The following is an 11,551-nucleotide window of genomic DNA, read 5'->3' as shown; positions in this document are numbered from 1 at the left end:
CAGAATGGGAATTTCAATAAAAGAAGTGGATGTATCTGTGGTTTCCCCCATGATGCAGCACTATATAAAGACAAAAGAAGAATATAAGGACTGTATTTTATTTTATCGTCTGGGCGATTTCTATGAAATGTTTTTCGAGGATGCAGAAACCGTATCCCAGGAGCTGGAGTTAACCCTGACGGGAAAGGACTGTGGTTTGGCCGAGCGGGCGCCCATGTGCGGCGTCCCCTTTCATGCTGCGGACAATTATATTAACCGGCTGGTGGAAAAAGGCTATAAGGTAGCTATCTGCGAGCAGGTGGAAGACCCTAAAAAAGCCAAGGGCATTGTAAAGCGGGAAGTAATCCGGGTAGTTACTCCGGGAACAAATCTCTATACCCAGGCCCTTGATGAGACAAAAAACAACTATATTATGTCCGTAGCCTATATCTCCAACCGTTTTGGAATTGCTTTTGCAGACGTGACCACAGGAGCCTTTATGGTTACAGAAGTAGAGAAGCTTCGGAATCTTCTGGATGAAATCTACAAATTTTCCCCGGCGGAAATGATCTGCAACGAGGCTTTCTGCATGAGCGGCGTGGATTTGGAAGAGCTGAGAAACCGGCTCCATATATCTGTGTCGGCTCTGGATAACTGGTATTTTGATGATGACCTGTGTGACAGGACGCTAAAGGAACATTTTCATGTGGGTACGCTGGAAGGGCTTGGATTGAAGGACTATGACTGTGCAGTGATTGCGGCAGGGGCTCTCCTCACTTATCTTCTGGAGACTCAGAAGACTTCTCTGGAGCATATGCGAGAGATCACGCCTTATATCACGGATAAGTATATGCTGATCGACAGCTCTACCAGGAGAAACCTGGAGCTGACAGAGACTATGCGGGAAAAAGAAAAAAAAGGGTCTCTTCTCTGGGTGCTGGATAAAACCAAAACCGCCATGGGAGCCAGGATGCTTCGGTCTTTTATTGAGCAGCCTTTGATCGAGCAGGAGGCGATCAACCGGCGTCTGGATGCCGTAGAGGAAATTAATCGTCAGGAAATGGACCGGGAAGAAATACGGGAATATCTGGGGCCGGTTTATGACCTGGAGCGTCTGATCAGCCGGGTCAGTTATCAGTCTGCCAATCCCAGGGATCTGATCGCTTTTAAGACTTCTATAGGGATGATTCCCCATATCCGCAGGCTTCTGGCCCAGTTTCAGAGCGAGGAGCTGCAGAAAGTCTATGAAGATATGGACGAGCTCCAGGATCTGTACCAGGTCCTGGATAAGGCTATTGTAGAAGATCCGCCTTTGGCTATGAAAGAGGGCGGGATCATCAAAGACGGCTATGATCATCAAATTGATGATTTCCGTCAGGCCAAGACCAAGGGAAAAACATGGCTGGCTGAACTGGAGGCAGAGGAAAGAGAGAAAACAGGAATTAAAAACCTGCGGATTAAATTCAACAAAGTTTTCGGCTATTATCTGGAAGTGACCAACTCTTTTAAGGATATGGTCCCGGATTATTATACGAGAAAACAGACTTTGACCAATGCTGAGCGGTATATTACTCCCCGGCTAAAGGAACTGGAGGATATGATCCTGGGGGCGGAAGACAAGCTTTATGCTCTGGAATATGACCGGTTTGCTGAGATAAGAAATATGATTGCCGGGGAAGTGGAACGTATCCAAAAAACTGCCCGGGCTATTGCAAAGCTGGATGCCTATCTTTCTTTGGCATTGGTGGCCTCCAGGAATCAATATGTCCGGCCAAAGATTAATACGAAAGGCATTATCGACATAAAGGACGGACGCCACCCGGTAGTGGAGAAGATGATCACCAATGACATGTTCATTCCTAATGACACTTATCTGGATAACGGAAAGAACCGGATATCTGTGATTACAGGCCCCAATATGGCAGGAAAGTCCACTTACATGCGTCAGACGGCACTGATTGTTTTGATGGCGCAGATTGGTTCTTTTGTACCGGCCAGTAAGGCAAATATCGGTATTGTAGACCGGATTTTTACCAGAGTAGGAGCTTCTGATGATCTTGCCAGTGGTCAGAGTACTTTTATGGTGGAGATGACAGAAGTAGCCAATATCCTGCGGAATGCCACTGCAAAAAGCCTGCTGATCCTGGATGAAATTGGAAGAGGCACCAGCACTTTTGACGGTCTGTCCATTGCATGGGCTGTAATCGAACACATCAGCAATCCAAAGCTTTTAGGCGCCAAGACTCTTTTTGCCACTCACTATCATGAACTGACGGAACTGGAAGGAAAGCTGCCGGGAGTAAATAACTACTGCATCGCCGTGAAAGAGCGGGGAGATGACATTGTGTTTCTGCGTAAGATCGTCAAAGGCGGTGCAGATAAAAGTTACGGTATCCAGGTGGCTAAATTGGCGGGAGTTCCAGATTCAGTTATTAACAGAGCCAAGGAATTGGTGGAAGAACTGGTCAGTGCGGATATCACCGCTACGGTGAAAGATATTGCCTCGGAGGGAAAGAAAACGAAGCTCAAACAGCCGGTTCACTATGACGAGGTAGACATGGAACAGATTTCTCTTTTTGATACGGTAAAGGATGACGATGTATTAGAGGAGCTGAAATCTATTAAAATTGATGAGCTGCGTCCGGTAGATGCTTTAAATGTACTGTACCGGCTCCAGAATAAGCTGAAAAACAGATGGTGATAAATTGTGAAAGAAATTGCAGTATTAGACCAGAATACAATTGATAAAATAGCAGCAGGAGAAGTGGTTGAGCGGCCAGCTTCCGTGGTAAAAGAGCTGGTGGAAAATGCTATTGACGCAGGAGCCACGGCAGTAACTGTGGAAATCAAGGAAGGCGGTATTTCCTTTATCCGTGTTACAGACAACGGCAATGGTATTCCTAAAGACCAGGTACCTATGGCTTTTCTTCGTCATGCTACCAGTAAAATCCAGAAGGTGGAGGACCTGCTTCAGATTTCTTCTCTGGGATTTCGGGGAGAGGCTCTTTCCAGCATTTCTGCCGTGTCTCAGATGGAAGTGATCACTAAGACTTCGGAGGCCATGACAGGCGTTCGGTACCTTATAGAAGGGGGCAGAGAAAAATCTCTGGAAGAGATCGGCGCCCCAAATGGCACTACCATGCTGGTACGGAACCTGTTCTTTAATACCCCTGCCAGAGCCAAATTTTTAAAAACAGCTATGACAGAGGCCGGTTATGTCAGTGCCTATATGGAACAGCTTGCTCTTTCTCATCAGGACATTTCCTTTAAATATATGGTAAATGGACAGATGCGTCTCCACAGCTCAGGAAATTCCAACCTGAAAGACGTCATCTATGGGATATACGGCAGAGATATTACCAGAGAGCTGCTGGAAGTCCGGTTTGAACGTCCGGGAATTTTGATAGAGGGATTTATTGGAAAACCAGTGATTTCCAGAGGAAACCGAAATTTTGAAAATTATTATATTAACGGAAGATACGTAAAGAGCAAAATCCTGATGAAAGCCATTGAAGAGGCTTATAAGCCTTATATGATGCAGCACAAGTATCCCTTTGTGTGTCTTCAATATACCATTTCCGGAGAGGAGATTGATGTAAACGTCCATCCAACAAAGATGGAAGTCCGGTTTCAGAACCAGGGGGCTGTGTACAACGCTACTTATGATATGATCACCCAGACTTTGTCCCGACGGGAAATGATTCCTCAGGTGGAGCTGGAAAGCCAGAAGGAGAAGAGAGAGGCTCAGAAAGCAGAAAAAAAGAACCAGATAAAGAGCCCTGCACCGGAGCCTTTTGAAACGGGATTTCGAAAAAAACAGGCGGCTTTATCCCAGCAGATAAGGGAAGAGAGAAATTCTTACAGAACTTCTGATAAAGAGGAACAAGAAAGAATTTCTCCAAATACAAAAGAGGAGAGGACCAGCTCAGGAATCCGGATTGCCACGGTGCCTCCGACTCCTCCTGCTGATTCGGCTCCGGAAATCTCTAAAACGCTGGAGAAGCCGAGCCCCTCTCTGAAAGAAGCTTTACTGACTTCTGAGGAAAAAGTGAAAAAGACTCAGCCGGCCCCTCAGCAGATGGAGCTTTTCGATGACCGTCTGTTATCGAAAAAAGCCAGGGCCCGGCACAGGATCATCGGCCAGCTTTTTGAGACCTACTGGCTGGTAGAATATGACAACAAGTTTTATATTATTGACCAGCATGCTGCCCATGAAAAGGTTCTTTATGAGAGGTTTATGAAAGAATTTGAAAGCCGGGAGGTGACTACCCAGATGGTGTCTCCTCCTCAGGTAATTTCTCTGAACCTCCAGGAAGATATGCTTTTAAAGACCCATATGGAGGTGTTTAGAAGATTCGGATTTGAGATTGAAGAATTTGGCGGCAGAGAGTACAGTATTCACGGAGTTCCCGCAAATATATACGGGATTTCCGTTCAGGAACTTTTCGTAGAGATTCTGGACAGCCTGGAAAATGAAAATACCAGACAGCCTTTGGATATTATTGCGGGCAGGATCGCCACGGCTGCATGCAAAGCGGCGGTAAAAGGAAATAACACCCTTTCCTTTGAGGAAGCGGACAGACTTATAGATGAACTGCTGGGGCTGGAAAATCCTTACCATTGTCCCCATGGAAGGCCCACGATCATATCTATGACGAAATATGAATTAGAAAAGAAATTTAAAAGAATTGTGTAGGTGATTTTTTTGAAAAAGCCTTTGATCGTTCTCACAGGCCCTACAGCAGTAGGAAAAACCAGCCTTTCCATTGCTTTGGCAAGGGCAGTGGAGGGTGAGATTATTTCTGCAGATTCTATGCAGGTATATAAGCACATGGATATCGGTTCCGCCAAGATAAAAAAGGAAGAGATGGAGGGTATCCCCCATTATCTTATCGATGTCCTGGAGCCGGATGAAGAATTTCATGTAGTCCGTTTTCAGGAAATGGCCAAAGAAGCTATGAAAGAAATCTATTCCAAAGGGAAAATCCCTATCCTTACAGGAGGAACGGGATTTTATATTCAGGCAGTGGTAAAGGATATTGACTTTTCTCAGGATACGGAAAAATCCTCTGTAAGAGAAAGATTGGAAAACCTTGCCCAGGAAAAGGGAGGGGAATATCTTCATGAACTTTTGGCCCAGCGGGACCCGGAATCTGCCGAAAAAATCCATCCCAATAATATTAAACGGGTTATCCGGGCGCTGGAATATTACGAACTGACCGGGGAAAAGATTTCTCTTCATAATGAAAGAGAAGGAGAAAAGGTTTCTCCCTATAATACGGCCTACTTTGTCTTAAATGACCACCGGGAAAGACTGTATGAGAAGATTGACCGGCGGGTGGACCAGATGCTGGATGAAGGGCTGGTAGAAGAAGTCCGCCGTCTGGCACAGATGGGATATACCAGGGATATGGTATCCATGCAGGGACTGGGCTATAAAGAAATCCTGGCTAATCTTGAAGGAGAATATTCTCTGGAAGAAGCCGTTTATGTGCTGAAAAGAGATACCCGGCATTTTGCCAAACGCCAGCTTACCTGGTTCCGCAGGGAGAAGGATGTGATCTGGGTGAATAAGCCGGATTTTGATTATGATGATAAGAAAATTTTAGAATATATATTGGAAAACTGTAAGAAAAGAGGGATTCTGTAATGGGTGAAATGGAAGCAATGTACCGGGAACTGGGCATCAGTTCTCAGGTGCTGGCTTATGGAGACAAAATAGAAAAAGAACTGAAAAGCCGCTTTGACGAAATTGATAAAACTGCGGAGTACAACCAGCTTAAGGTACTCCATGCCATGCAGAAAAATAAAGTCAGTGAAGCCTGCCTGTATCCTTCTACGGGATACGGATATAATGATATGGGAAGAGATACTTTAGAATCTGTATATGCAGATACTTTTCACACAGAGTCTGCCTTGGTGCGGCCTCTTCTGGCCTGCGGCACCCATGCTCTGGCAGTGGCTCTGGCAGGAAATCTCCGTCCTGGAGACGAGCTTCTCTCTCCAGTAGGAAAGCCCTATGATACTTTGGAGGAGGTTATCGGTATACGGCCATCGAAAGGCTCTCTGGCAGAGTATGGCGTGACTTACCGTCAGGTAGAGCTTCTGGAAGACGGAACCTTTGATTATGATGGAATCCGGGCAGCTATTAATGAAAACACAAAACTTGTGGAAATCCAGAGATCCAAAGGGTATCTGACCCGTCCTACCTTTTCCGTAGAGCAGATTGGAGAGCTGATTTCCTTTATTAAGGGGATCAAATCAGATGTGATCTGTATGGTAGACAACTGCTACGGAGAATTTGTAGAAAGGCTGGAACCCAGCGACGTTGGGGCCGACTTAGTGGTGGGTTCCCTTATTAAAAACCCTGGCGGCGGACTGGCTCCTATTGGAGGCTATATTGCAGGAAAAGAAGAATATGTGGAAAACGCTGCTTACAGGCTTACCTGTCCAGGCCTTGGCAAGGAAGTAGGCGCCAGTCTGGGCGTGAATTCAGCCTTTTATCAGGGATTTTTCCTGTCTCCTTCTGTGACTGCCGGAGCTTTAAAAGGAGCTATTTTTGCGGCAAATATATACGAAAGACTTGGATTTGCAGTGACTCCGGACAGTAAAGAAGAGCGTCATGATATTATCCAGGCAGTGACTTTCGGAACACCGGAAGGGGTCATTGAATTTTGTAAGGGAATCCAGGCAGCGGCTCCGGTGGACAGCTATGTAGAGCCGGAACCCTGGGCTATGCCTGGCTATGACAGCGATGTGATCATGGCTGCAGGTGCTTTTGTTTCAGGTTCTTCCATTGAACTGTCTGCAGACGGCCCGATCAAGCCTCCTTATACTGTATATTTTCAGGGAGGACTGACCTGGTATCACGCTAAGCTGGGAATTCTCATGTCCCTTCAGAAGCTTGTGGATAAGAAACTGGTAACTCTTCCTGAATAATAGGAGCTTCTATGGAAAGAAAAAAAATCTGTATCATCGGAGGAGGCGCTTCCGGACTGATGGCGGCTATTATGGCGGCCAGAGAAGGGGGAGAGGTCACTCTTCTGGAACATAATGAAAAAACAGGAAAGAAACTTTTAGCTACAGGAAATGGAAGATGTAATCTCACCAATACCTGCCAGGAGCCTTCCTGTTATCACAGCCTTTCAGGGAATCTGGCCTGGGAGATCCTCCAGGGATTTTCTTTCCAGGATACTATTCGCTTTTTCTCTCAGATCGGCGTCTATACGAAAAACAGAGAAGGCTATCTCTATCCGGCCAGTATGCAGGCATCCAGTGTGCGGGATCTGCTGGAAATGGAAGCCAGATACCGAAAGGTAAAGATTAAATGCAAAGAGCATGTAAAAGATATCAAAAAAGAAGGAGAAGGGTTCCTGGTGGTTACGGAGACCTGGAGCTATCCGGCAGACAAAGTAATCCTGTCTGCAGGCTCACGGGCCTCAGCCATACAGGGAGCAGACGGCAGCGGATATGAACTGGCAAAAAATTTGGGCCACAGCCTTATACCGCCTCTGCCGGCGTTGGTCCCTTTAAAGGGAAAAGGAAACTGGTTTTCTAAATGGGCAGGAGTCCGCACAGAAGGGAGAGTTTCTCTTTTGGCGGAGAACCATATTTTTGACCAGGCCCAGGGAGAAATCCAGCTTACGGATTATGGAGTTTCAGGCATTCCCGTGTTTCAGGTCAGCGGCAGGGCAGTGCGTCTGAGAGAAGAGGGGCTTAAGGTAACCCTTCTTCTGGATTTTCTTCCGGACTTTGACCGGGAGGGATTGGCGGCTTTCCTCAGAGCCAGACAGGAACAATGCCCTTATAAGTCTGTAAAACAACTTCTGATAGGTCTTCTGCCGGAGAAACTGGCAGAGGTGCTGATGACGGGAAAGCCGGATATCTCAAAGCTGGCGGAAAAAATCAAGGAATTTCCGATAGAGATTACTGGTGGAAAATCCTATGAGCAGGCCCAGGTATGTTCTGGAGGCGTGCCTCTTTCAGAGGTCTATTCGGACACTTTGGAATCCAGAAAGGTGCCGGGGCTGTATCTGGCAGGAGAGATTCTGGATACAGACGGTATCTGTGGAGGCTACAATCTGCAGTGGGCCTGGACTACAGGAGCCCTGGCAGGGAGAAGCGCTGCTCGGAATATCAGAAAAACTTTACAGGAGAGGAGTTGAGCTCATGCTGACTTTACAGCAGATAAAGCTGCCTGTTTCCCATACCAGAGAAGATCTGGAGAAAAAAATATTAAAAACTTTAAAAATATCTCCCCAGGAACTTCAGTCCTGGAAAATCCGGAAGCAGTCTCTGGATGCCAGAAAAAAACCAGAATTGTATTTTGTATACACGATTGATGCGTCAGTGAAAAAAGAAAGTAAGGTTTTGAAAAAGGTTAACAGTAATAACATTATGTTAACTAAAAGAAAAAAATTTTTATATCTGACAGCACCGGAAGGTCTCAGCATGAAAAACCTGGAATCCTGCCGGCCAGTAATCGTAGGCAGCGGTCCGGCTGGCCTTTTCTGCGCTTATTATCTTGCACGCGCAGGGCTGCGTCCCATTGTTCTGGAACGGGGAGATGATGCAGATAAACGTCTGGAAAAGGTAAGCTGCTTTTGGGAAAAAGGAGACCTGGACACAGAGAGTAATGTGCAGTTTGGAGAAGGAGGAGCAGGAACTTTTTCTGACGGAAAGTTGAATACCCTGGTAAAGGACAGCCAGGGAAGGAATACTGAGGTGCTGAATATTTTTGTGCGAGCAGGTGCCCCGGAAGAGATTTTATATGTGCAGAAGCCTCATCTGGGAACAGACCAGCTTGTAGAAATCGTAAAGAATATCCGGAATTATATTGAAGAACACCAGGGAGAGGTTCGGTTCCGGAGCAAAGTAACGGATTTGCTTATAGAAGAAGGAAAAGTCAGGGGTGTAGTGGTCAACGGACAGGAAGAAATCCTTACGCCTTTCGTAGTCCTGGCAGTAGGCCACAGTGCCAGAGATACTTTTTCCCTGCTGGAAAAAAGAAATATCAATATGGAGCCCAAGGCTTTTGCTGTAGGACTTAGAGCAGAACATCCCCAGACCATGATCAACCTCTACCAGTATGGCAAAGAAGAACCGGGAAATCTAGGGGCTGCGTCCTATAAGCTTACCCACCGGGGAAAAAACGGGCGGGGGATTTACAGTTTCTGCATGTGCCCTGGAGGCTATGTAGTCAATGCTTCCTCAGAGCCGGGAAGACTGGCAGTTAACGGTATGAGTTATCACGACAGAGGCAGCCGAAATGCCAACAGCGCTCTGATCGTAACTGTAACTCCTGAGGATTTTTCTGGTTCGGGACCTTTGGCTGGTGTGGAGTTTCAGCGGGAGCTGGAAGAGAAAGCCTGGAATCTGGGGCAGGGAAAGATTCCTCTTCAGCTTTACGGAGACTTCTGCCAGAATCAGGACTCCTCAGTCCTTGGTCAGGTGACGCCTTGTACCAAGGGGGCATGGAGTTTTTCCAATCTCCGAAAACTTTTTCCTGATCAGATCAGCGAGACACTGATAGAGGGGATTCAGGCTTTCGGAGAGATCATTCCCGGCTTTGACCGGAAGGACATGGTTCTTACCGGTGTGGAGAGCCGTACTTCCTCACCAGTGAGGATTCCAAGAGATGATAGTTTCCAATGTAATGTGGAAGGGATTTATCCCTGTGGAGAAGGCGCTGGCTATGCAGGAGGCATAACTTCCGCAGCCATGGACGGCCTGAAAACAGGAGAAGCAATTGTGAAAAAAATCAGAAATTTATTTTAAGGCATATACATCATTTTCAAACTGTGCTACAATGAACCTGCGAAAACTATATGCCGAAGAGAGTATCGCAGCGAAAAAATGAAGAAAATAATGGATATGGCAAAAGAGGACAGACCCTATGAGAAGTGCCTGCGTTTAGGAGCCGGCTCCCTGAGTGACGGGGAGCTTTTAGCTGTGCTGCTGCGTACAGGTACAAAGGGATGTCCTTCTGTGGCTATGGCAGATGAAATCTTAAATCTTTCCAGAGACAAAGAAGGCCTTCTGGGACTGTATCAGCTAAGTCTGACTCAGCTCCAGTCTGTAAAGGGCGTGGGAAAAGTAAAGGCAGTTCAGATTAAATGTATCGGGGAACTGTCCAAAAGAATCGCCACGGCTACAGCCAGAAAAGGGCTTTCCTTTAATCAGCCTGAGACGATAGCAGAATATTATATGGAGAGACTTCGTCATGAAGAACAGGAGATGTTGATCTGCATGATGCTGGATACAAAGAACCATCTTCTGGGGGAGGAAATGGTTTTTAAAGGCACGGTAAACAGTTCTCTGGTAAACCCCAGAGAGATTTTTCTGGCGGCAGTTTCCTACCATGCAGTGGGAATCCTGCTGGTACATAATCATCCCAGCGGAGATCCGGCTCCCAGCCGGGCAGACCTGGATTTTACACAACGGGTGTCCAGAGCAGGGGATATTCTGGGAATCCCTTTGATCGATCATATTATCATTGGTGATCATAGATTCCTGAGTTTTCGCCAACGGGGGATTTTTTAATGATAGAAAAAGGGGAGCATGAAGATGCCGTTGCATAAAGCGTTTGGAGTAGACCTGGGAAGCAGCGCTGTGAAAATATATTCCCAGCACCAGGATACTATTATAGCGGAAAAAAACATGATAGCCATACGCAATCAGGACCAGATCCTGGCTGTGGGAAATGACGCATATGAGATTTTTGAGAAGAATCCGTCTAATGTGTCTGTGATTTCTCCTGTCCTTGGGGGAAAAATCGCAGATATCAATCATACAGAGATGGTCTTAAAGGCTTTGCTGGAAAAGACAGATGCCCAGGCTCTGTTAGGGTACAGCCTCTATCTTGCTATACCTTCCGATCTTTCTGAAATCGACAGGAGAGCCTATTATACCATTGGAAATTCCAACAGAAAAAATAAAATTTATATGGTAGACAAAACCATTGCAGATGCAGTGGCTTTAGGAATACCGATCCTTCATACAAAAGGCACTATGATCGTTAACATGGGAGCCCAGAGTACGGAAATATCCGTAATCGAACAGGGACGGGTAGTGGTGAGCAAGATGCTGGACATCGGAGGAAAACAGCTTAATGAGGGAATTGCCAATGAAGTACGGAGACGTTATAATCTCCACATTGGAAACCGGACAGCCCGCCGTCTGAAATTCTCTCTGGCTTATCTTGGCGAGGATATTATGGAAGCCAGAAAGATTGTTGGGGTAGACAGTCTCAGCGGCCTTCCCAGAGAGGAAATCGTTCCTTCCGATGTGATTCATGAGACTATCCTGGCTCCTGTAAGAAAGATATGTGAAGAGATTCAGTTCTTTCTTGAGAGAATACCTCCTCAGATACGCCATAATATCGAGGACCAGGGAATCTTTGTGGCTGGAGGTACCAGCAGGATCCCGGATATGGAATGGTTTCTGAAACAGGAGACAGGGCAGAAAATCCGGCTTTCCGATTACTTTGAATTCTGTACAGTCTGTGGACTGAAAGAGATCATGGGAAACCGTACATTGAGAAAATGGGTGAGATAACAAGTATAAAGCTGAG

8 protein-coding genes are annotated in these 11,551 nt (G+C 46.3%); all 8 read left to right on the top strand.

Annotation, left to right across the window (positions count from 1 at the left end; genetic code table 11):
- The first annotated feature begins 4 nt into the window (after positions 1-4).
- The 8 genes from mutS to B5G33_RS11650 all read left to right on the top strand — a co-directional run bounded on the left by mutS (position 5) and on the right by B5G33_RS11650 (position 11,535).
- Positions 5-2,680, top strand: coding sequence for a DNA mismatch repair protein MutS (gene mutS, locus B5G33_RS11685; RefSeq protein ID WP_087417779.1), 2,676 nt, complete (start codon positions 5-7; stop codon positions 2,678-2,680).
- Between the two features lie 6 nt (positions 2,681-2,686).
- The gene (gene mutL / locus B5G33_RS11680) at positions 2,687-4,675 is read left to right on the top strand and encodes a DNA mismatch repair endonuclease MutL (RefSeq protein ID WP_087417778.1); all 1,989 of its coding nucleotides are present in this window, start codon (positions 2,687-2,689) and stop codon (positions 4,673-4,675) included.
- A 9-nt stretch (positions 4,676-4,684) separates the two neighbouring features.
- The gene (gene miaA, locus B5G33_RS11675; RefSeq protein WP_087417811.1) at positions 4,685-5,629 is read left to right on the top strand and encodes a tRNA (adenosine(37)-N6)-dimethylallyltransferase MiaA; all 945 of its coding nucleotides are present in this window, start codon (positions 4,685-4,687) and stop codon (positions 5,627-5,629) included.
- Positions 5,629-6,918, top strand: a complete 1,290-nt coding sequence (locus B5G33_RS11670) for a methionine gamma-lyase family protein (RefSeq protein ID WP_087417777.1) — start codon at positions 5,629-5,631, stop codon at positions 6,916-6,918. Before miaA ends, B5G33_RS11670 begins: the two co-directional genes overlap by 1 nt.
- Before the next feature lie 11 nt (positions 6,919-6,929).
- Positions 6,930-8,144 (top strand): NAD(P)/FAD-dependent oxidoreductase, encoded by a 1,215-nt coding sequence (locus B5G33_RS11665; protein ID WP_087417776.1) that lies wholly within the window; start codon positions 6,930-6,932, stop codon positions 8,142-8,144.
- Positions 8,145-8,148: 4 nt separating this feature from the next.
- Positions 8,149-9,756, top strand: coding sequence for an NAD(P)/FAD-dependent oxidoreductase (locus B5G33_RS11660; protein WP_087417775.1), 1,608 nt, complete (start codon positions 8,149-8,151; stop codon positions 9,754-9,756).
- A gap of 78 nt (positions 9,757-9,834) precedes the next feature.
- Positions 9,835-10,521 (top strand): RadC family protein, encoded by a 687-nt coding sequence (gene radC, locus B5G33_RS11655; protein WP_087267832.1) that lies wholly within the window; start codon positions 9,835-9,837, stop codon positions 10,519-10,521.
- Between the two features lie 18 nt (positions 10,522-10,539).
- A complete protein-coding gene (locus tag B5G33_RS11650; protein ID WP_242974684.1) occupies positions 10,540-11,535 on the top strand; it encodes a rod shape-determining protein in 996 nt (331 codons plus the stop codon).
- Positions 11,536-11,551 lie beyond the last annotated feature (16 nt).

Source organism: Blautia sp. An81 (genome assembly GCF_002161285.1).
In the GTDB taxonomy this organism is placed as follows: domain Bacteria; phylum Bacillota; class Clostridia; order Lachnospirales; family Lachnospiraceae; genus Blautia; species Blautia ornithocaccae.
Note: the sequence above shows the minus strand (reverse complement) of the source record. Positions and strands in the feature narration are given on the sequence as shown.

What these genes read in the sequence shown, in the direction of transcription:
- mutS (WP_087417779.1), top strand. Translation starts at nt 5, where the DNA reads ATGGGAATTTCAATAAAAGAAGTGGATGTATCTGTGGTTTCCCCCATG.
- B5G33_RS11670 (WP_087417777.1), top strand. Translation starts at nt 5,629, where the DNA reads ATGGGTGAAATGGAAGCAATGTACCGGGAACTGGGCATCAGTTCTCAG.
- B5G33_RS11665 (WP_087417776.1), top strand. Translation starts at nt 6,930, where the DNA reads ATGGAAAGAAAAAAAATCTGTATCATCGGAGGAGGCGCTTCCGGACTG.
- B5G33_RS11660 (WP_087417775.1), top strand. Translation starts at nt 8,149, where the DNA reads ATGCTGACTTTACAGCAGATAAAGCTGCCTGTTTCCCATACCAGAGAA.
- radC (WP_087267832.1), top strand. Translation starts at nt 9,835, where the DNA reads ATGAAGAAAATAATGGATATGGCAAAAGAGGACAGACCCTATGAGAAG.
- B5G33_RS11650 (WP_242974684.1), top strand. Translation starts at nt 10,540, where the DNA reads ATGAAGATGCCGTTGCATAAAGCGTTTGGAGTAGACCTGGGAAGCAGC.